The sequence below is a fragment of the Pseudarthrobacter sp. BRE9 genome (genome assembly GCF_031844305.1).
In the GTDB taxonomy this organism is placed as follows: Bacteria; Actinomycetota; Actinomycetes; order Actinomycetales; family Micrococcaceae; genus Arthrobacter.
The window spans coordinates 668,233-688,115 of sequence record NZ_JAUZUY010000002.1 but is presented as its reverse complement, the minus strand read 5'-3'; the positions used below and the strand labels follow the sequence as shown (position 1 = coordinate 688,115).

Here is a 19,883-nt window from a genome sequence, read left to right as displayed (position 1 = left end):
CAACCTCTCTTTGCGCGCATGAATCGGCGCACTCAGGCCAGGCAGGGTGACTGCCCGGCGTACATACGCCGTGTGCGACGTATCGGTTACAACAGCCCGGGCATGTGTGCCGGGCAGCTTCCTAGCGCTCCTATGTCTGCCTGGAGTCGCAAGGTTGTCGTCCCGCAGCCATAGTTGTCATCAGCCACTCTAGCCCTGACCGCTTCACGATGCGTAGCTGCGGGCCAGGTGCTGCGGTTGTATTTCGTTCGTCATACTGGTTGTGTGACAAAAACCCCTGCGGCCGGGGTGCTGCAGCCGGATGTGACGCAGAATATGCGCAGTCCAGGGGGCGGCAGCTTGAAGCGCAGGCACAAAGGGTGTTGGCTTGGGGAGTAATGGAAATCACTATGCAGACCGCATATATGAGGTATTGGAGGAACACGTGAGCGAGGCCGACGCCGCCACTTCGGTAAATGTGGCGGAAAAATTGGGTTTCAAAAACGGGGATCTGATTCAGGAGTTCGGTTACGACGACGATGTCGATTTCGACTTGCGTGACGATATTGAGGACCTCACCGGTTCCGAGTTGCTGGACGAGGACGATCACGAGGTGGCGGACGCCGTCGTCCTCTGGTGGCGCGACGGCGACGGGGACCTGGTGGACAGCCTGATGGATTCCCTCACTACCTTGAGCGAAAACGGCGTTGTCTGGGTCCTCACCCCCAAGTCAGGCAGGGACGGCTACGTTTCGCCCGCGGACATCCAGGAAGCTGCACCCACCGCCGGCCTGCACGTCACCACCTCAGCGGGAGTCTCGAAGGACTGGAGTGCAACCCGCCTGGTCAGCAGGAAGAACAAATGACGGCAGCGGTTGAGGCCGCCGCTTCTGCAGCTGTTCCTGCGCTGGGTGCACCGGCGCCTGACTTCGAGCTTGCCAACCAATACGGTGAGCCGGTGAAGCTGTCATCCTTCCGGGGCCAAAACGTGGCGCTGGTCTTCTACCCCTTTGCGTTCTCCGGGATCTGCACGGGCGAGCTATGCGAAATACGGGACAACCTGGCCACGTTCGAGAACTCGAACGCCGTGGTCCTGGCGGTGTCAGTGGACAGCAAGTTCAGCCTCCGTGCCTACGCTGCCCACGAAGGCTACACCTTCGACCTCCTTGCCGACTTCTGGCCGCACGGAGCCGTGGCGAGCGCCTATGGCGTGTTCGACGTCGACAGCGGCATGGCCAAGCGGGCCACCTTCATCATCGATGCTGACGGCAGGATCCGTTACAGCGTTGTGAATCCCCGCGGGCAGGCCCGGGACTTTGGCGAATACCGCGCGGCCCTGGCGGGTCTGAAGCAGGCCTGAGCAGCCATGGCGGAGCAGCCGCGGGGGACTGGCCTTACAGGTTTTGCCAGCATGCCGCCGGTAGCCCCTGCTCCGCCCTCAGGCGATGACCTCGAAGTGCTGGCCAGGATCCGCGACCTGCTTGCAGGTGCCCCCTTCGCGCTGCTGACGGGCGCCGGCTTGAGCACCGACTCCGGCATCCCGGACTACCGTGGCCCGGACTCGCCGCCCCGGCAGCCCATGACCTACCAGGAGTTTGTCCGGGACGCCGGCAACCGGCGGCGGTACTGGGCCAGGAACCACATCGGGTGGTCCCATATGCGGCACGCGGAACCCAATCAGGGGCACTATTCAGCGGCGGAGCTGGAACACCGCGGCTACCTCACTGGCCTGATTACCCAGAACGTGGACCGCCTGCACCAGGACGCGGGCAGCTCCAATGTCGTGGATCTCCACGGCCGGTATGACCAGGTGATATGCCTGGACTGCGGGCGGACCTATACCCGGCGTCTCCTGGCCGGTGTTTTCGAGGAACTCAACCCCGGATTCCTGGAACGGGCAGCGGTCTCCGGGCTGGTGGAAATGGCGCCTGACGCTGACGCCACCGTGGAGGACGAGTCGCTTATCAGCAGCTTCGTGGTGCCAGTCTGTCCTGCCTGTGGTGGGACCCTGAAGCCGGACTTTGTCTACTTTGGCGAAAATGTGCCCAAGGACCGGGTGGAACGCTCATATGCCATGGTGGACCAGGCAGCCGCTTTGGTGGTCGCCGGATCATCCCTGACGGTCATGAGCGGCCTTCGGTTTGTGCGGCACGCCGCCAAGGAGTCCAAGCCGGTAGTGATCATCAACCGGGGCGCCACCCGGGGTGATGACAAAGCGACCATCAAGCTGGAAGCCGGCGTCAGCCAGGCGCTCGGCTACCTCGCGGCTGAACTTCCCGCCCTGTAGGGACGCCGGAAGCGGTTCGATGGGCGGATTCGCGTTTCCGGCCCACAGTCGGGTAGAGTCTATGTTCGTTGGTTGCGGCGTTAGCGCCGGAAACAGCACGATTTGGGTCTTTAGCTCAGCTGGTAGAGCGCCACGTTTACACCGTGGATGTCATCGGTTCGATCCCGGTAGGACCCACCAAAGTAAACCCCGCTGCCCCAGCCTTTCCGGCATGGGCAGCGGGGTTTTTTGTTGGGCACGTCGTGTCCCCATTGTCGGACCCCTGCCATACGTTGCAGGAATGGAACACGTCATAGTGCGGACAGACAGCAGCGGAATGCCGACGGCGGTGCTGAGCCGGGGCAGGGAATGGGCGGTTGGTGCCGAGCCGGTCAGATGGTTCGAGCGCATCAATTGGTGGGAAACCAGCAGGCGGATGCCGAAGGGCAACAGTGGAGTGGATGTTGAGGTCCTGCAGCTGCAGGTGAGGCTGGGAAACAACAGCAGGTCAGCCCTGACCACCCTGTACCTCCAGCGTGATGGAGCCGGCGGGGGCTGGCGGCTCAAGAAAGCCTCGGCGGGCGCAGCGTGAACCATCGCTGCCGGGCTGCTTCCCCGGGGCACCATGTCCTCGGATATCGCTGTTTCAGGGCATTGGAAAACCCTCCACCGCGACTATTGGGGGATGCCGCGGTGGAGGGCCTGGGACGAATATACCGTGAACTGCCGGAAACAAAAAGTCATACCGTCGGAGTCGTTGGTGTCGGGAATGAATCCTCCGGCAACCAAGGTCCTTCTCAGCTTCGGCACTGGCTGAAGATTGCCGAGCCTGCTGATCACCGGCGAGCCCGCTGATCACTGCCGAACGGGGATAAACACCCGTGGCTGCTCCGTCCAGGTGTCCGCCATCTGCGACATGGTGCGCCGCATGATCCGGTCCGAGGCCTCCCGTGCAGACGAGGCATCCCCCCTGGCAATCGCTTGCGCCACATCCTCATGCCACTGGAGGGCAGCCTGGTGCGGGTGGTCCGGCATCAGTCCATGGACGGTACGGCCGGTCAAAGTTTCGGCCACCTGGCCCATGAGGTTGGCGAACATCTCGTTGCCGGAACCGGACAGCAGCAGCGAATGGAACCGGATGTCCAGTTCCAGGAAGCGGGCTACCTCGCCGTTGTTTCCGGCCTCGCGCATGGCACGGGCAACGTCGACCAGCTCCATCCGCAGCGGGGCAGGGGCATTCTGGGCGGCCAGTTCGGCAGCTGCGGGTTCCACCGCAGCGCGCAGTTCGGCGAGGGAACGCAGCTGGGCGCCGCGGGCGTCGCTTGCCAGCCGCCAGCGGATGACCTGCTGATCGAAGGGATTCCAACGGCTTGCCGGCAGCACCCGAATGCCCACCCGCTTGGTGGTTTCCACCAGCCCAAGTGACTGCAGGACCCGCACGGCCTCCCGGATCACGGAGCGGGAAACCTTCAGTTCATCCTCCAACTGCTCCGCGAGCATGACATGGCCGGCAGGTAGATCGCCCGAGATAATGCGGGTGCCAAGGTTGTCGATGGCACGGTGGTGGAGGCTGCTGGTCATGCTGCTAAGCCTAGTTGCTGGCAAGCGGCCGGTTGCGCGGGTACGACTGTCAACGGGGCACCGGAGGGCGGGGTCCTAAACTGGCACCGACACAATATGGTCCATTACGCCGCCGTTACTTTCGCGTCACAGCGAGAATATATATGCTTTATTCCGACCCCCTGATACGCCCCGGCGTCTTCCCGCCTGCGGAAGCCGGCATCCGGGACTAATAATGAATTGGAGTTATTGATGTCTGCACACATCGGTGTCACCGGCCTCGCCGTCATGGGCGCCAACCTTGCCCGTAACCTCGCCCGCAACGGGTTCACGGTTGCCCTGCACAACAGGTCGGTGGAGAAGACGGACGCGCTGCTGGAGAAGCACGGCTCCGAAGGAGACTTCATCCGGACCGAAACCCTCCAGGAACTGGTTGACTCCCTCGAGAAGCCCCGCCGGGTGCTCATCATGGTCAAGGCCGGAAAGCCCGTGGATTCGGTCATCGAGCAGCTCGAACCGCTGCTGGAGCCGGGCGACATCATCATCGATGCCGGCAACTCCCACTACGAGGACACCCGCCGCCGGGAAGCCGCGCTGGCCAAGAAGGACCTGCACTTCGTGGGCGTCGGCGTATCCGGCGGCGAAGAGGGTGCACTGAACGGCCCCTCCATCATGCCCGGCGGCTCCAAGGAGTCCTACAAGGCCCTCGGCCCGCTGCTGGAAAAGATCTCCGCAAAGGTCGACGGCGAGCCCTGCTGCGCCTGGATCGGCACCGACGGCGCGGGCCACTTCGTCAAGATGGTCCACAACGGCATCGAATACGCCGACATGCAGGTCATTGGCGAGGCCTTTGACCTGCTCCGCTCCGGCGCTGGCATCGAGCCCGCGGAACAGGCAAAGATCTTCTCCGAGTGGAACCAGGGCGAGCTGTCCTCCTTCCTGATCGAGATTTCCGCGGAGGTCCTGGGCCATGTGGACGCCAAGACCGGCAAGCCGTTCGTCGACGTCGTCGTCGACGCCGCCGGCCAGAAGGGCACCGGCCGCTGGACCGTCATCTCAGCCCTGGAACTGGGCTCGCCGGTATCCGGCATCGCCGAATCCGTCTTCGCCCGGGCCCTCTCTTCCCAGGCCGCGCAGCGCAAGCTGGGCCAGGAACTGCTGGCAGGCAACGAGGCCGACGTCGAAATTCCCGAGACATTCGTTGAAGACGTCCGCCAGGCGCTTTACGCCTCCAAGCTGGTCTCCTACGCCCAGGGCCTGGACATGCTGACCTCGGCCGCCAAGGAATACGGCTGGGAACTGAAGCTGGACGAGATCGCCTCCCTGTGGCGCGCGGGCTGCATCATCCGTGCCGAGCTCCTCAAGGACATCACCAAGGCGTACGCCGCTGATGAGAAGCCGGCAAACCTTCTGTTCGCTCCGGCGTTCACCCAGGCCATTGCCGACGCCCTGCCGGCCTGGCGCCGCGTGGTTGCCACCGCCGTCCAGCTCGGCATCCCGGTGCCGGTCTTCTCCTCATCGCTGGCGTACTACGACGGCCTGCGCCGCAAGCGCGTGGCAGCCGCCCTGATCCAGGGCCAGCGCGACCTCTTCGGCGCACACACCTATGGCCGGATCGACACCGAAGGGACCTTCCACACCCTGTGGGGCGAGGACAAGTCCGAAGTTGAAGCGGTGGACACGCACTAGCACCTGCTGCCGTACAACAAAGGCGGGCAGTTCCCCGGTTACCCGGTGGAACTGCCCGCCTTTTGCTGTGCCTGCTGATGCTAGATCCGGTACTCGATGTCGTATTCGGCCGGGTCCACCGCGGGTTTGGTTTCCCGCTGTGCATCCCGGTGCCTCCACCTGGCAGGAACACCGGTAATAATCGATTCCGGCGGTGCATCCTTGACCACGACGGCGTTGGCGCCCACCGCACTGTCCCGGCCGATGGTGATGGGCCCAAGGATCTTTGCACCCGCCCCGATGGTGACCCGGTCCCCGATGGTGGGGTGGCGCTTGATCCGTGCCAGAGAACGCCCGCCGAGGGTGACACCGTGGTAGATCATCACGTCCTCGCCGATCTCAGCGGTCTCGCCGATGACCACGCCCATGCCGTGGTCGATGAAGAATCGGCGGCCGATCGTGGCGCCCGGATGAATTTCAATACCCGTCCAGGACCGGCCCAGCTGGGACAGGAGCCGCGCCGGAAACCGGAGCGACGGGTTCTGCCACATGCGGTGCGTCAGCCGGTGGACCCAGATGGCATGAAGGCCGGAATAGGCGAAAAAGTTCTCAAAAGAACCTCGAGCCGCCGGGTCGTGGGACCGGGCGGCATCGAGGTCTTCCTTCAATCTTGCGAAAAAGCCCACAAAGTTCTTTCTACAGGAAACGGGCGGAGGGCGGTCTGATCAGCCGCGGATGTCGTCATAGAGCACGGTGGAGATGTAACGCTCACCGAAGTCGCACACGACTGCCACGATCAGCTTGCCGGCGTTTTCCGGGCGCTTGGCCAGTTCCAGCGCGGCCCAGACGATCGCGCCGGAGGAGATGCCGCCCAGGATGCCTTCCTTGATGCCGAGCTCGCGTGCGACGCGGACCGAGTCCTCAAGGGTGGCGTCGATGACCTCGTCGTAAACGTTGGTGTCCAGCAGTTCCGGGATGAAGTTGGCGCCCAGTCCCTGGATCTTGTGCGGGCCGGGGGCGCCGCCGTTCAGGATGGGGGAGTCCTTGGGCTCCACGGCCACGATCTGCACGCCGGGCTTGCGTTCCTTCAGGACCTGTCCGACGCCGGTGATGGTTCCGCCGGTGCCGATGCCCGCAACAAAAATGTCCACGGCGCCGTCGGTGTCTTCCCAGACTTCCTCGGCAGTGGTCTTGCGGTGGATCTCCGGGTTGGCTTCGTTGGCGAACTGCTGCGCCCAGATGGAGTTCTCGGTGTTGGCCACAATTTCCTGGGCCTTTTCCACTGCGCCGCGCATGCCCTCGGAGCCAGGGGTGAGGACGATCTCGGCACCGAAGGCGCGCAGCATGACCCGGCGCTCGGTGGACATGGTCTCCGGCATGGTGAGGATGACCTTGTATCCGCGGGCGGCACCCACCATGGCCAGGGCGATGCCCGTGTTGCCGGAGGTGCCCTCGACGATGGTGCCGCCCGGCTTCAGGGCGCCTGACTTTTCCGCGGCGTCGATGATGGCAACGCCGATGCGGTCCTTGACGCTGTTGGCCGGGTTGTAGAACTCCAGCTTCACGGCAACGGTGGCGTCCAGCCCCTCGCTGAGCCGGTTCAACCGGACCAGCGGGGTCCCGCCCACCAGCTGCGTCACATCGTCATAGATCCGTGCCATGTACATACGCCTATCTCTAAAAGGTGAATACTGAGGTCAGCCTAACGAGGCCGTGTAACGACAGGCTAAGCGTTAAGCCATGCAGAGTAATATTTCCGGGCCTTGGCCAGCTTGGGGTTGATGATCACCTGGCAGTACCCCTGCTCCGGGTGTTTGGCGTAGTAGTCCTGGTGGAATTCCTCGGCCACGTAAAACCGCGGCAGGCGGCTGACCTCCGTGACGATGGGGTGCGACCACAGGGCCTGGTTCCGTTCGATGGCTTCCTCGAACAAGATCTTCTCCTCGGTGGTCTCGTAGAACATCGAGGAACGGTACTGGGTACCCACGTCGTATCCTTGCCGGTTCAGCGTGGTGGGGTCATGCAGGGCGAAGAACATGTCCAGGATGACTTCCGCGGGGATGACCTCCTCGTCGAACGTCACCGCCACCACCTCGGCATGGCCCGTGGTTCCGTTGCAGACCGAGTAGTAGTCCGGGTGCGGATCGTGCCCGCCGGTGTACCCGGACACCACGGAGGTGACGCCTTTGGTTTTCTGGTAGACAGCGTCAAGGCACCAGAAGCAGCCTCCGCCAAGAACAAAAGTTTTCATGATCTCTTCAATGGTTGGCGGGCCCGGATGATTCCCGGGCCGGCCGGCGCAATGACCGCAAACTGCGGCGGCCGAAAGCCGATGGGGTAAAACTAAGACTATGGAACCTGTGGACACCGACGTTACCGGCCGGGCAGATCACGACGGCGAAGCCTCCTCCGGCGCGCCGGCTCCGGCCGGGACCGCGGACGCCCCCACCCTGGCCGAACTGCTCCTGGCGGTGGAAGAACTGTGGCCGGAGTCCCTGGCGGAAAACTGGGACGAGGTAGGGCTTGTGGCAGGCCACCCGTCCGCCCCCGTTACCAAGGTCATGTTTGCGGTGGATCCCACACTGGAGGTCATCGAGGAAGCCGTTGAGTGGGGAGCCGAACTGCTCATCACCCACCACCCCCTGCTGCTGAAGGGCGTCACGTCCGTCGCCGCCACGTCGGCGAAGGGCCGGGCCGTCCACCGGCTCATCGAGTCCGGGACGGCACTGCTGACTGTGCACACCAACGGCGACTCCGCCGTCGGGGGTGTTTCCGATGTCCTGGCCGACGCCCTGGGGCTCCAGGACGTCGCGCCGCTCACGGTGGCGGCCAACGGGCTGCCGGAGGAAGGCATCGGCCGCGTGGGGGACTTGGCAGATGCCATGAGCCTGGGCGACTTCGCGGCCCGGGTATTCGGAATCCTTCCATCCGTTGCCGGGGGAGTGCGGGTGTCCGGGGACAAGGACGGACTGGTGCGTCGCATCGCTGTCTGCGGCGGTGCCGGCGATTCCCTGTTCAACGAGGTGCGGGCCAGCAACGCCGACGTCTACGTCACCGCGGACCTTCGCCACCACCCCGCATCGGAGGCACGCGAGGCCGCCCTCAATGGACGGCCCTATCTGGTGGACGTTTCGCACTTCGCCAGCGAATGGCTGTGGCTGCCGGCGGCTGCTGCAGCCCTGGGCAACGTTCTGGCTGACCAAGGCCATGAGGTGGAGATCCGCGTCAGCACCACCAACAGCGATCCGTGGGACTTCATCCTGACTCCGGGCTGAGCAGCCGGCCGGGGGATGCGGCGAGGCAGGGGAGCAGGCCAGGCGCTAGAGTCTAGGAAGCGCCGGTTCGGTGCCCGGCCACGGCCGGAAGGGATTCAGCGGAGGTAACAGTGGCTAAGGCGGCACCGGCGGAACAGTTGAAGTTGCTCGAACTGCAGGGGCTGGATGCCCGGCTGAAGGGTCTCACCAACCGCCGCCGCACGCTGGAAAATGATCCCCGCATCAAGGACCTGGAGGCTGCCCTGTCCGTTGCCAACGGTGAACTGGGGGCAGCGAAAGTGGCTGTGCACGACGCCGAGGCCGCGCTCAAGCGGGCTGAGGCCGACGTCGAACAGGTCACTTCACGGATCGAACGCGACGAAGCCCGGCTCAACAGCGGCACGGGCCTGTCCAAGGACCTCGTTGCGCTGCAAAAGGACATCGCCTCGCTCAACAAGCGGCGCTCCGACCTTGAGGACGTGGAACTGGAGGTCATGGAGCGGCTGGACGGCCTGCGGGAGCGGCAGGCGGCCCAGCAGCAGATCGTCGACGACATCCAGGGCTCGTTCGGCACTATCAGGGCTGAGCTCGATGCGGCCCTCGCCGAGGTCGAAACGGAAGCAGCAGGGCTGCGCGCCCAGCGCGCCGAATTCGCTGCCGGCCTGGATACGGGCATGCTGGCGGTCTATGAAAAGACCCTCGCCAAGCGCGGAGTCGGTGCGGCGCGGCTCTTCCACGGCACCTCGGAGGCTTCCGGAATGAAGCTCAGCCCCGGCGATCTCGCGGAGATCAAGGCGGCGGCCGCGGAAGACATCGTATTTTGCCCGGACTCCGGCGCCATCCTGGTCCGCTCCGACGAGTGGTCCTGACTCAACTGGGTAGCGCTAAGTGTCGTTTTGAGGGCTCAAAACGACTGTGAGGATTGGGGTGGCTGGTCCGGGACTGGCTGGCAGAGTTGGTACTGGCCGTTCCGCGCTGCGGTCGTGACTCACAAAACGATTGACCCCTGCGGGGTGTCCCTCAAGTGACTTGTCCGTCTGTGGTGTGGGCCGGCCGGTACCTTCCCGGCCCACTTTGGTGACTTGATCAGAAGGTTGCCCGCCCCGTTGGGGGCGTGGCTCGTCACAGTGCTGTTCCGAAGTGACCTCTACCCGGGCTGGTACCGGCCGTTCGCGGCCCTGACCGTATCCGCGAATAGAGGAAAGTGCCAGAACCGCTATGTCTATCGTTGCTCATTCCTACCCATTTGTCGTGGGGGTCGATACCCACGCGAAAAAACATGTCTATGCCATCATCAACACCGCTACCGGGGCACTGCTGCAGACCCGGGATTTCCCCACCACCGGCGCTGGTGTTAGCCGTGCCATCGCTTGGGTGGCCCGCCTCACCGGCGCTGACCTGGCTGCCCTCTGGGTGATTGAGGGCGCTGCTTCCTACGGCGCGCTGCTGGCCGGTGCCGTCGCCGCCTCCGGTTACGACGTCGTTGAAGCCGCACGCATGGATCCCCGCGCCCACCACGGGGTGGGCAAGTCCGATAAGTTGGACGCCCACCGGATCGCCGCCGCCGTTCTGGCCTTGGACGAGCGGCAGCTGCGCCAGCCACGGCTCAACGAAGGCGTCCGCGCAGCCCTGCGGATCCTCATCAGCGCCCGTGCGTCCATGACCGCCGATCGGACCCGGGCCGTGAACGCCCTCACCGCGCTGGCACGGGTGAATGACCTAGGACTCGACGCGCGGAAACCCCTCACCGGCACCCAAATCACCGAGGTATCCCGGTGGCGGGCCCGTGAGGAACCGCTCGCGTTGTCCGTCGCCCGCGCCGAAGCAGTCCGGCTCGCCAAACACATCAGCAAACTCGACACGGACATCAAAACCAACAACGACCAGATCACCGAACTGGTCCATATCAGTGAAGCCGCGCCACTGCTCCAGGAAAACGGCTTCGGCCCCGTCACGGCCGCTATCTGCCTCACCGCCTGGTCCCACCACGGCCGGGTCCATTCCGAGGCCGCCTTCGCCTCCCTCGCAGGGGTCAACCCGATCCCGGCCTCCTCGGGCAACACTGTCCGGCACCGACTCAACCGCGGCGGCGACAGAACCCTGAACAAGGCTCTTCACATGGCCGCCGTAAGCAGGATGACATTCGATGCCGAAACCACTGCCTACGTCGAGAAAGGGCAAGCCGAAGGACGTACCAAAAGGGAAATCCGCCGATGCGTGAAACGCTATCTCGCCCGACGAATTTATCGAACCCTCAACGCTACAAAAATGGACCCCTTCACGGCTTGACGAACTATAGAAGGGTCACTTAGGGCTACTTACTTGGGAGGGGTAGGGGAGTCAGCCCGGCAGGATGATGTTCAGGGCGTGCGGCTTGCGGGCCGTAGCGGGTACCAGTTCGGCGTCCCACTTCTCGCGGGCAGCCTTCAAGAGGTCCGACGGCGCTGCGGGGGTTTTACCGCGCCGCACCAGCAGGTGCCGCGCCAGCTCCCCCCGGGTGTGCTTGGCAAAGTGGCTGACCACCTTGCGGACTCCGCCGGCCTCCGTGAACACGTTCACCGACACGGCCTGTTCCGGCGGCGGCGCCCAGGCGGCCGCGTAGGTGCTGGACCGGCAGTCGACGAGCAGGTGCCCTTGGACCGCGCCGACCAAAGTCTCCCCAAGCTGCGCCTTCCAGAACGGCGCCAGCCGGCCGACGTCTGGCAGGGCCGTGCCCATGGAGAGCCGGTAGGCGGGGACGCTGTCGCCGAAGCGAAGCGCTCCCCACAGGGCAGAAATCACCAGGACGGACGCCTCCGCCTTGCGCCTCTGGGCCGGTGTCATGCTCCGGTAGCCCAGGGCGTCGTAGAGGACGCCGGAGTAGATGCTGTGCGCGGGCGCTGCAGGCTCGGCGCCCAGGCGCGTATTGCGTTCCACGTCCTCCCGCAATGAGGCACCGACGCCGAGCAGGGCGAGGGCGTCCTGGTGCGCACTGACCGTTCCCAGCGCCTCGAGGACCTTGGCGCGGTAGGGGTTCAGTTCCGGGAAGCCCAGCGAGGACCAGTCGACGGCGGGCCCACGGAGCGCGGGTGTCTTGCCTTCGGAAGGGGGAAGCAGAATCAGCACCGTCCGATCCTACCGGCGACAAAAGCGGCTGCCGGCGCCGGTAGACTGGACGCGGATGGGACAGCCAGACGGCCGCGCGCCACGCAAGTGGCTCGAGGAACGTCCGGGCTCCGCAGGGCAGGGTGGTGGGTAACGCCCACTCGGGGTAACCCGCAGGCCAGTGCCACAGAAAACAGACCGCCTGCATTTCCGGTTTTGCCGGGAAGGGCAGGTAAGGGTGAAACGGTGGTGTAAGAGACCACCAGCTTCCCGGGTGACCGGGAAGGCTAGGTAAACCCCACCCGGAGCAAGGCCAGACAGGACACGTTCGAGGGCTGCCCGCCCGAGTGTCCGGGTAGGCCGCTGGAGGGTGCCGGCAACGGTACTCGTAGATGGATGGCCGTCGCTCCCTTTCCGGCAACGGCAGGGGAGAACAGAACCCGGCGTACCGGCTGTCCCATCCTTATACCTCGTTTGACCCCGGGCGTTGTGTTCGGGATGCTGGACCGTGCCCGTAAATCCTGATCGACAATCCGCCCCCGGAACCGCCGGGCGCCCGGTCCCCTCAACCGGCAGGCAAGCGTTGGCACTGGCCGGGTTCCTGGCCGTTTCCTATGCCGTGTGCATGTTGGCCTCCGTCCCGATCATCCTGCACTCAAACGGCTGGTTCGCCAGTTCGGCAAGGGCGCCATGGATGCCTGCCGGGTGGATGTTCCGTACCGTGTGGATTGGGCTGTATGCCTTCAGCGGCCTTTCCGGATGGCTGGTGTGGCGCAAGGGAGCCATGGCCGGCCGTCTCCGCCGGTCCTACGGATTCCAACTCCTGCTGAACCTGGCCTGGCCGTTTGTGTTCTTTGCCCTGTACCCGATGCTCGGTTCCGTGGCCCTCTGGACCGCATTCCTGGTCATCTGCGCACTCGCAGCAATCCTGGCGTACCTGATCCTACGGTTCGGGCCGGTGGACGCCGCTGCCGGCTTCCTGATGTTGCCGTACTTTTCCTGGGTGGTCTTTTCCTCGAGCCTGAACCTCTATTCGGCTGTCCACAACTGAAACCGGGCATATCAGGCGCCGCGTTCGGGGCCGTGTGAGTGATTTCACGCAGCGCAAGCGTGTTCCCTGCAGCGGACCAAATTAGAATGGATCACGGACGCAGGAGTTCTACCGCCGAAAGTTGCGTTCGCAACCGGCGGTTTTTCTTTACACGCGATCCAGGCGCCTGGGGGCCATCCCTGCAGGCGCCGGTGCCCCTGGACATCATCAGGTGGCCTACATCTGTGTACGAGGACGTACACGGCTGAACCGAGGAAGGTATTTCTGTGAGCCAGACGTCTGATTCTTGTCTTGATACGTGGATGGGCCGGGAGGCCCTCGCCGAGGCCATGATCCCGGTGATCGGCAGGCTGTACCGCGAAAACAACGTGGTGACCAGCATCCACGGCCGGAGCCTGATCAACAAGTCCACGATGAACATCCTCAAGGCGCACCGCTTTGCGCGCCGGATGAGCAAGGACGAACTGCTCCTGGAGGACACGGCGCCCCTGCTGAACACCCTGGCCGGACTCGAACTAGGCGCTGCCGCGATCGACATTGCCCGCCTGAACCAGAAGTTCAAGGAAGAAGGCAACGGCGCCACCCTGGAGGAATTCCTCCGCGCCGAGCTCGCCGAGATCGTGGGCAAGCGGGGCGGCGATGACCGCACCAGCACCGACGTCGTACTCTACGGATTTGGCCGCATCGGCCGCCTCCTGGCACGCCTCCTGATCGAAAAGGCCGGTGGCGGCCACGGACTGCGCCTGCGCGCCATCGTGGTTCGCCGCGGCTCGGACAACGACCTCTCCAAGCGCGCCAGCCTGCTGCGCCGCGACTCCGTCCACGGGTCCTTCGAGGGCACCATCCGGATCGACGAGGACGCCAACACCATTACCGCCAACGGAGTGCAGATCCAGGTCATCTACTCGAACGACCCCGCCACCATCGACTACACCGCCTACGGCATCAACAACGCCCTGGTGGTGGACAACACCGGCCGCTGGCGCGACGCCGAAGGACTCTCCCAGCACCTGCAGAGCAAAGGCGTGGCACGGGTCCTCCTGACCGCACCCGGCAAGGGCGACCTGAAGAACATCGTCCACGGCATCAATCACAAGGACATTGCCGATTCGGACCGGATCGTCTCCGCAGCGTCCTGCACCACCAACGCCATCACCCCTGTGCTGAAGGCCATCAACGACAAGTTCGGCGTGGTGCACGGGCACGTGGAAACCGTCCACTCCTTCACCAACGACCAGAACCTGATCGACAACTTCCACAAGGGCGACCGCCGCGGCCGCTCCGCAGCCCTGAACATGGTCATCACCGAAACCGGTGCCGCCAAGGCAGTGGCGAAAGCCCTGCCTGAACTGCTCGGAAAGCTGACCGGCAGCTCCATCCGCGTCCCCACCCCGGACGTATCGCTGGCCATCCTGAACCTCAGCCTGGAAAACGGCACCACCAAGGACGAGGTCAACAACTACCTGCGTGAAATGTCGCTGCACTCGGACCTCCGCAAGCAGATCGACTACATCGACTCACCGGAAGTTGTCTCCACCGACTTCGTCGGCTCACGCCGCGCCGGCATCGTCGACGGACTCGCCACGGTTTCCACCGACAAGAACCTGGTCCTCTACGTCTGGTATGACAACGAATTCGGCTACAGCTGCCAGGTGGTGCGCGTCATGGAGGAAATGGCCGGCGTGAACCCGCCGTCGTTCCCGGCCAAGGAAAGCGCCGCCGCCCTGGCCGCCATCGCCGTCTGACCAAATCAGGGCTCGTCCTGCGAATTCCCGGCTGGTTCTCTGGAATCAGCCGGGAAACGGGACCACACTGGTGGCATGGACAACGAATCGACACTTCAGCACGACACCACCCTCGAACATGCCCTGGACGTGGCCAAGGCCAACCATAAGGAAGCAGTGCGGCTGCTCGAACGTGCCCGCGCCGGACATAAGACCGGGGATGTCAGCGATGACCGGGTGCGCCAGCTCGAGGGCCTGCTGGCCATCGCCGAGGAAGACCTTCGGAGGGTCACCAGGGAGCAGTAGCCCAGCAGCGGCCGTACGGCCGTGTGAGCCATCACTCGTCCTCAACAGTGTGGATATCAGCGGCCGGGCCCACCCTTTGTCCTAGGCTCTTGGGGTGCCTGATTTTCCCCTTCCGGCGTCAGCGCCGTGACCGTCAGCTGGTCTGCCTACCGCCGCGCACGCCGCCGTTCCCGGCAGGCGTGGGCGCTGCTCACGACGGCCGCTGTATGCATCGTCGCCGCCCTGTTCTGGTTCTTCACCGCCGGACAGTTTGCGGCAGCCGGGCCGGCGCCGGACGGCCCGAGCGAGGCGCCGGTGTTCAACGCCGCCTGGATGAAACCGGTCCAGGAACCTAACCCGGTGCCGGCGGGCAGCGCCCTCTCGGCACTCGACGGGCTCGCTGTGAAGGGCCGGGCGCCGAACACCGGCTACAGCCGCGAGGCCTTCGGCCAGGCGTGGCAGGATGTTGACAGGAACGGCTGCGATACCCGCAATGACATCCTCCGCAGGGACCTCGCCGGCGTAGTGTTCGCCGAAGGCTCCACCTGCACGGTAGCCGCCGGGCACTTCCGGGAACCCTATACGGGCCAGGACATGGACTTCCGCCGGGGTTCCGACAGCAGCCGTGCCGTCCAGATCGACCATGTGGTGGCACTGGGTGACGCCTGGCAGAAGGGGGCGCAGGGTCTGGGGCCCAAGGAACGCCAGAGCCTGGCCAACGACCCCCTGAACCTCATCGCGGCCGACGGCGCCGCGAACCAGCAGAAGAGCGCGGGAGATGCCGCCACGTGGCTGCCGAAAAACACCGCGCTGCGCTGCCATTACGTGGCCCGCCAGATCTCGGTAAAGGCCGCCTACGGGCTGTGGGTTACGGCGGCCGAGAAGGACGCCATGAGGCGGGTCCTTGGCTCCTGCCCCGGACAGGAAACCATCACTGCCCGCTGATGGTCAGTGACCGAACGGGTCCGGGTCCACGCCGGGCATCCACGTCAGCCCCGGCACGCCCCAGCCGTTTTTCTTGGCCTGCTTCTTTGCCTTGCGGGCGTAGCGGTCAATCAGCCGGTTAACGTACAGTTTGCCGTCCAGATGGTCGTATTCGTGCTGGATCACCCGGGCGAACCAGCCCGTTGCCTCAAACTTCACCGGGTTCCCAAAGCCATCAAACCCTTCGACCCGCGCCCACTCGGCCCGCTTGAGCGGATACTGCTCGCCGGGGAAGGAAAGGCAGCCCTCTTCCTCCTCGTCCGGGTCGGGAGCCGCGCCGGAGACCTTGGAGAGGGTCAGGACGGGATTCACCAGCACCCCGCTTGGGGGAGCGCCATCGTCGTTGGCGTACTTGTAGACGAAGATCCTCTTGCCCACGCCGATCTGGGGGGCGGCGAGGCCCACGCCATGTGCAGCCTCATTGGTTTCGAACATGTCGGCAATGAGCGCGCGCAGTTCGTCGTCGAAAACCTCCACCTCGGCCGCGCGCCGGTGCAGGACGGGCTCGCCCCAGATGGTGATTGGCAGAACGGTCATATCAGTTGTCCTTCGGCTTTCGCGGTGTCCCCGGTTTTCCTGCGCGTACCCGGTGGGGCACAACAAAGGAGGCCGCACCGGATATCCGGTGCGGCCTCCTTTGTTGACGGCTGCATGTGCCGCCCCGTGAGGGTGAGCGACGGGGGTTGAACCCGCGACCTCCTGGACCACAACCAGGCGCTCTGCCAACTGAGCTACGCCCACCATGTGCATCAAGGGAAATCCGCTTTACCGGCTCCCTGGAAACGCAACTCAAATAGCTTACCTGCTCGGAAGGAGTGCTTTGTCCACTTTCAGCGATTTGAATCGAAATTTCATCCAAACGTGGCGCAGATTACTCCGCCGGCTGCCCGGCAGCTCCGCTTGTAGTGATGCCCCGGGCGATCTTCTGGGCCGTTGCGCTGTCGGGTCCGGGCGCGGGCACGAACACGGCTTCACGGTAGTACCGCAGCTCATCGATGGAATCCTTGATATCCCCGAGCGCGCGGTGCCCGCCCTTCTTGGCCGGTGACTGGAAGTAGGCACGCGCGTACCAGCGGCGTGATAATTCCTTGATGGTGCTGACGTCGATGACCCGGTAGTGGAGGTGTTCCACCACGGCAGGCATGTCCCGGGACAGGAACACGCGGTCCGTCCCCACCGAGTTTCCGCCCAGGGGTGCCTTGCGCGGATCCGGAACCCAGGCGGAGATGTATTCCATCACCGCGGCCTCGGCCTCCGCCATCGTCCTGCCATGCGGAAGTTCCGCCAGCAGCCCCGATTTGGTGTGCATGTCCCGGACGAAGTCGGACATCTGGGCCACGGCGGCGTCGTCAGGCTTGATGACCACATCAACGCCGTCGCCCAGGATGTTCAGTTCCGAATCGGTGACCAGGGCTGCCACCTCGATGAGGGCGTCGTTCTTGATGTCCAGACCGGTCATTTCGCAGTCGATCCAGACGATTCGTTCGTTAGATATAGGCACCGGACCAGCCTACCGTTACGCTCCCGGGCGCCCTGCCGATGCTAGGATTTCGGGTACGCGGCGGGTCGCCCTTCCGCCCCTGGACGATGTCCCGGCCGGCCCGCCCGGCCCGCCGGGAAAACAGCGGAAACGCAAGAAGATTGGACAATCCTGAGATGACGGCGCCTGTGCCCGCAACGGGGGAGATGGCGGCGGCCGGCATTGCCGGAGCAGGAAGTGCCGAGGTGGACAATCCACGCTCACCCCTGCTTGCCGGTTTCCTGGGGTCCATGTTCATGCTCGTTGGATCCTTCGGCGTGGGCTGGCTGGCCCCTGTCTCGGAACTGCGCCGAATGCCCCTGTTCATCTGGATGCGCACCGAAGCGCCCGGCGTGGCCCTGTCCATTGTCCTGGTGGCTGCCGGGGGCATGCTGCTGGTGCGCGCGTGGCTGCGGCTCGGCCAGAAGGTCCGCGTGTGGGGACCGCAGGCGCGGCGGGCCACCTTGGCCGCGGTGGCGGCGTGGGGGCTTCCCATGATGTTCAGCGTGCCGCTCTTCAGCCGGGACGTTTACGCCTACATCGGGCAGGGGCGCCTGATGGTGGAGGGCTTCAACCCCTACGAGAACGGCATCTCCGCCCTGTCCAACTACTTCCAGCTGGGCGCAGACAAGATGTGGACTGAAGCCCCGGTTCCCTACGGGCAGCTGTTCCTGTGGATCGAGCAGTTCGTGGTTTGGACCACCAATGTCCAGCCGGAGGTCTGCGTCATGCTGTTCCGGCTGGTGGCACTCGCCGGCGTGGTGCTGTGCGTCATCTACGTGCCCCGGCTGGCGGAACTGCATGGGGTCAACCCGCACAGGGCCCTGTGGCTGACCGTGGCGAATCCGCTGTTCCTGACCAACTTCATCGCCAGCGTGCACAACGACTCGCTGATGATCGGGCTGGCCCTGGCGGGACTGTACTACTCCGCCACCCGGCGGGAGATCCGGGGAATCCTCCTGGTGACCCTGTCCATCGCCGTCAAGCCCATCACCATCGTCTTCCTGCCGTTCATCGGACTCCTGTGGGCAGGAAAGAACGCGGGCTGGCTGCGGAAGGCTGCCTTCTGGGCCCTGACGGCCGGCATCAGCCTGGCGCTCCTGACCGCAATGAGCCTGGTCAACGGGTTCGGCTTCGGCTGGATCAACGGCCTGTCCGCGCCGGGCAGCATCTCCATCTGGTATGCACCGGTGGGATTGATCGGGATGGTGGTGGGATCGCTGGCCAACGCGTTCGGACTGGACGGGTCCGTGCCAGCAGGCTGGGTGTACGACGCCGGGAAGCTGCTTGCCGTGGGCATCGTCGCCTGGCAGATCTTCAAAGGGGACTATGACCGGCTGATGCGCCGGCTGGCCCTCGGCTTCGCCGCCGTGGTGCTGCTGGCCCCCATCATCCAGTCCTGGTACGTCGTCTGGCTGATCCCGCTCTTTGCCGTGACCGGGATCCGCAACGACTGGCAGGTCAAGGCCCTGTACTTCGTGGTGTCCTTCTTCATGATCTACGCCATTTCGGACCAACTGGACGTCTTCCCCTATCTGCAGACCCAGGATCTGGGCTTCGCCCTTGCCCTGGCCCGGATCGCGGCGGCGCTGACGGCCCTCCTGTTCGCCCTGTACCTGATTTTCTGGGACCCGGGCACCCGCCGGCTGTTCCGCAAAACGCACGAGCCCGTCGTCGAACGTCCCGTGATCTAGCCGTACCCGCTCACTGGGCGGGCGCCCCTACGGCGCCGCCGGCAGGGAGGCGATCCTCCGCAAGGCCTCCCTGCGTGACAACGGGCTCATGGCGTCGGGGTGAACTGCGACGAAGGCTTCCACCCACCCGGGCGCCGTCTTCGCGTATTCACGCAGGGCCCAGCCGATGGCCTTCCGGATGAAGAACTCCCGGTCGGGCAGGTTCGGCTCGATGACGGCGGCGAGCAATGCGGTGTCCGTGGCTTTCTTCGCGCACAGCTGGGAGGTGATGGCGGCCCTGCGGACCCAAAGGTCCGGATCCCGGCTCCACTGCCGGAGCGTTGCTGACATCGCGACCGGGTGCGCTTGCAGCAGGGCGCAGATCCGCCCGGACACGCCGTCCACCAGGTCCCACCATGCGCCGGTGCGGATGATCTCCTCGTAGACGGGCAGCATGTCCAGATCGCGGGCCACCAGCCGGATTCCGGTCAGGTCTATGGCCGCATACCGCTCTTCCCGGAACGAGGAGGTGCGCCACAGTTCCAGCACCGTGGCGCGCAGTTGGCCGGCGGAAGCGGGCGGGAACCCTGCCGCGGCCCGGGAAGCGATGCGCCGCACGTCCGGAACCCGGACGCCCAGGGAGGGGATCCCGGACTTCATGTAGGCCTGGGCGCCGGCGGCACGCTCCGGATTGGCGAGTTCCCGGAGGGCAGCCTTGACGGCTTCTATGAGGTCCTGGTCCGCGTCCGTGTCCATGCGGCAACTTTAGCCACAAGCCGCAGGTGCATGTGCGGTACGCTAGTGAGCGCTAACACACTCGCTGAACCTGGGGGAATC

21 protein-coding genes, 2 tRNA genes and 1 other RNA gene are annotated in these 19,883 nt (G+C 64.8%); 15 read left to right on the top strand and 9 right to left on the bottom strand.

What is annotated here, in order from left to right:
* Positions 1 to 424 precede the first annotated feature (424 nt).
* The 5 genes from Q9R31_RS08100 (at position 425) to Q9R31_RS08080 (ending at position 2,836) form a co-directional block, all read left to right on the top strand.
* Complete coding sequence (locus Q9R31_RS08100) at positions 425 to 844, top strand: DUF3052 domain-containing protein (RefSeq protein WP_311262186.1); 420 nt, start codon at positions 425 to 427, stop codon at positions 842 to 844.
* Entirely contained in the window at positions 841 to 1,338 is a 498-nt protein-coding gene (locus Q9R31_RS08095; RefSeq protein ID WP_311262185.1) for a peroxiredoxin, read from the top strand. Before Q9R31_RS08100 ends, Q9R31_RS08095 begins: the two co-directional genes overlap by 4 nt.
* A 6-nt stretch (positions 1,339 to 1,344) precedes the next feature.
* The gene (locus Q9R31_RS08090) at positions 1,345 to 2,265 is read left to right on the top strand and encodes an NAD-dependent protein deacetylase (protein ID WP_311262184.1); all 921 of its coding nucleotides are present in this window, start codon (positions 1,345 to 1,347) and stop codon (positions 2,263 to 2,265) included.
* Positions 2,266 to 2,369: 104 nt separating this feature from the next.
* Positions 2,370 to 2,445: transfer RNA gene (locus Q9R31_RS08085), tRNA-Val, on the top strand.
* Positions 2,446 to 2,545: 100 nt separating this feature from the next.
* Positions 2,546 to 2,836, top strand: coding sequence for a hypothetical protein (locus Q9R31_RS08080; RefSeq protein WP_311262183.1), 291 nt, complete (start codon positions 2,546 to 2,548; stop codon positions 2,834 to 2,836).
* 263 nt (positions 2,837 to 3,099) lie between these two features.
* On the opposite strand, the gene Q9R31_RS08075 is transcribed toward Q9R31_RS08080, so the two are convergent.
* Complete coding sequence (locus Q9R31_RS08075) at positions 3,100 to 3,825, bottom strand: FCD domain-containing protein (RefSeq protein WP_311262182.1); 726 nt, start codon at positions 3,823 to 3,825, stop codon at positions 3,100 to 3,102.
* Positions 3,826 to 4,056: 231 nt separating this feature from the next.
* On the opposite strand from Q9R31_RS08075, the gene gndA reads away from it, so the two are divergent.
* The gene (gene gndA, locus Q9R31_RS08070) at positions 4,057 to 5,493 is read left to right on the top strand and encodes an NADP-dependent phosphogluconate dehydrogenase (RefSeq protein WP_311262181.1); all 1,437 of its coding nucleotides are present in this window, start codon (positions 4,057 to 4,059) and stop codon (positions 5,491 to 5,493) included.
* Between the two features lie 80 nt (positions 5,494 to 5,573).
* Here gndA and epsC read toward each other — a convergent pair whose 3' ends face one another.
* From epsC to msrA, 3 genes are all read right to left on the bottom strand, one after another.
* Positions 5,574 to 6,158: a serine O-acetyltransferase EpsC gene (epsC, locus tag Q9R31_RS08065; RefSeq protein ID WP_311262180.1), complete on the bottom strand. Its 585-nt coding sequence runs from the start codon at positions 6,156 to 6,158 to the stop codon at positions 5,574 to 5,576.
* Positions 6,159 to 6,197: 39 nt separating this feature from the next.
* A complete protein-coding gene (cysK, locus tag Q9R31_RS08060) occupies positions 6,198 to 7,133 on the bottom strand; it encodes a cysteine synthase A (protein WP_311262179.1) in 936 nt (311 codons plus the stop codon).
* Between the two features lie 65 nt (positions 7,134 to 7,198).
* The gene (gene msrA, locus Q9R31_RS08055) at positions 7,199 to 7,723 is read right to left on the bottom strand and encodes a peptide-methionine (S)-S-oxide reductase MsrA (protein ID WP_311262178.1); all 525 of its coding nucleotides are present in this window, start codon (positions 7,721 to 7,723) and stop codon (positions 7,199 to 7,201) included.
* A gap of 100 nt (positions 7,724 to 7,823) precedes the next feature.
* Here msrA and Q9R31_RS08050 point away from each other — a divergent pair, with 100 nt between their 5' ends.
* The 3 genes from Q9R31_RS08050 to Q9R31_RS08040 all read left to right on the top strand — a co-directional run bounded on the left by Q9R31_RS08050 (position 7,824) and on the right by Q9R31_RS08040 (position 11,015).
* Positions 7,824 to 8,747, top strand: a complete 924-nt coding sequence (locus tag Q9R31_RS08050) for a Nif3-like dinuclear metal center hexameric protein (RefSeq protein ID WP_311262177.1) — start codon at positions 7,824 to 7,826, stop codon at positions 8,745 to 8,747.
* A gap of 110 nt (positions 8,748 to 8,857) precedes the next feature.
* Positions 8,858 to 9,595, top strand: a complete 738-nt coding sequence (locus tag Q9R31_RS08045) for a C4-type zinc ribbon domain-containing protein (RefSeq protein ID WP_311262176.1) — start codon at positions 8,858 to 8,860, stop codon at positions 9,593 to 9,595.
* A 349-nt stretch (positions 9,596 to 9,944) separates the two neighbouring features.
* Entirely contained in the window at positions 9,945 to 11,015 is a 1,071-nt protein-coding gene (locus Q9R31_RS08040; protein ID WP_311262175.1) for an IS110 family transposase, read from the top strand.
* Positions 11,016 to 11,066: 51 nt separating this feature from the next.
* Here the strand turns inward: Q9R31_RS08040 and Q9R31_RS08035 are convergent, their stop codons facing one another.
* Positions 11,067 to 11,831: a peroxide stress protein YaaA gene (locus Q9R31_RS08035; RefSeq protein WP_311262174.1), complete on the bottom strand. Its 765-nt coding sequence runs from the start codon at positions 11,829 to 11,831 to the stop codon at positions 11,067 to 11,069.
* Positions 11,832 to 11,887: 56 nt separating this feature from the next.
* Between Q9R31_RS08035 and rnpB the strand changes: the two genes are divergently transcribed.
* The 5 genes from rnpB (at position 11,888) to Q9R31_RS08010 (ending at position 15,815) form a co-directional block, all read left to right on the top strand.
* An RNA gene (gene rnpB / locus Q9R31_RS08030) (RNase P RNA component class A) lies at positions 11,888 to 12,274 on the top strand.
* 161 nt (positions 12,275 to 12,435) lie between these two features.
* Positions 12,436 to 12,861, top strand: coding sequence for a TspO/MBR family protein (locus Q9R31_RS08025; RefSeq protein WP_397428217.1), 426 nt, complete (start codon positions 12,436 to 12,438; stop codon positions 12,859 to 12,861).
* 266 nt (positions 12,862 to 13,127) lie between these two features.
* Positions 13,128 to 14,606, top strand: a complete 1,479-nt coding sequence (locus Q9R31_RS08020; protein WP_311262172.1) for a glyceraldehyde-3-phosphate dehydrogenase — start codon at positions 13,128 to 13,130, stop codon at positions 14,604 to 14,606.
* A 75-nt stretch (positions 14,607 to 14,681) separates the two neighbouring features.
* Positions 14,682 to 14,891: a hypothetical protein gene (locus Q9R31_RS08015; protein WP_311262171.1), complete on the top strand. Its 210-nt coding sequence runs from the start codon at positions 14,682 to 14,684 to the stop codon at positions 14,889 to 14,891.
* Positions 14,892 to 15,017: 126 nt separating this feature from the next.
* Positions 15,018 to 15,815: an HNH endonuclease family protein gene (locus tag Q9R31_RS08010; protein ID WP_311262170.1), complete on the top strand. Its 798-nt coding sequence runs from the start codon at positions 15,018 to 15,020 to the stop codon at positions 15,813 to 15,815.
* Between the two features lie 3 nt (positions 15,816 to 15,818).
* Here the strand turns inward: Q9R31_RS08010 and def are convergent, their stop codons facing one another.
* The 3 genes from def to orn all read right to left on the bottom strand — a co-directional run bounded on the left by def (position 15,819) and on the right by orn (position 17,355).
* The gene (gene def / locus Q9R31_RS08005; RefSeq protein WP_311262169.1) at positions 15,819 to 16,391 is read right to left on the bottom strand and encodes a peptide deformylase; all 573 of its coding nucleotides are present in this window, start codon (positions 16,389 to 16,391) and stop codon (positions 15,819 to 15,821) included.
* Positions 16,392 to 16,522: 131 nt separating this feature from the next.
* A tRNA-His gene (locus Q9R31_RS08000) sits at positions 16,523 to 16,595 on the bottom strand.
* Positions 16,596 to 16,725: 130 nt separating this feature from the next.
* Positions 16,726 to 17,355: an oligoribonuclease gene (orn, locus tag Q9R31_RS07995; RefSeq protein ID WP_311262168.1), complete on the bottom strand. Its 630-nt coding sequence runs from the start codon at positions 17,353 to 17,355 to the stop codon at positions 16,726 to 16,728.
* Positions 17,356 to 17,510: 155 nt separating this feature from the next.
* Here orn and mptB point away from each other — a divergent pair, with 155 nt between their 5' ends.
* The gene (gene mptB / locus Q9R31_RS07990) at positions 17,511 to 19,067 is read left to right on the top strand and encodes a polyprenol phosphomannose-dependent alpha 1,6 mannosyltransferase MptB (RefSeq protein ID WP_311262167.1); all 1,557 of its coding nucleotides are present in this window, start codon (positions 17,511 to 17,513) and stop codon (positions 19,065 to 19,067) included.
* A 27-nt stretch (positions 19,068 to 19,094) separates the two neighbouring features.
* Here the strand turns inward: mptB and Q9R31_RS07985 are convergent, their stop codons facing one another.
* Positions 19,095 to 19,802 (bottom strand): DNA alkylation repair protein, encoded by a 708-nt coding sequence (locus tag Q9R31_RS07985; protein ID WP_311262166.1) that lies wholly within the window; start codon positions 19,800 to 19,802, stop codon positions 19,095 to 19,097.
* Positions 19,803 to 19,883: the final 81 nt, after the last annotated feature.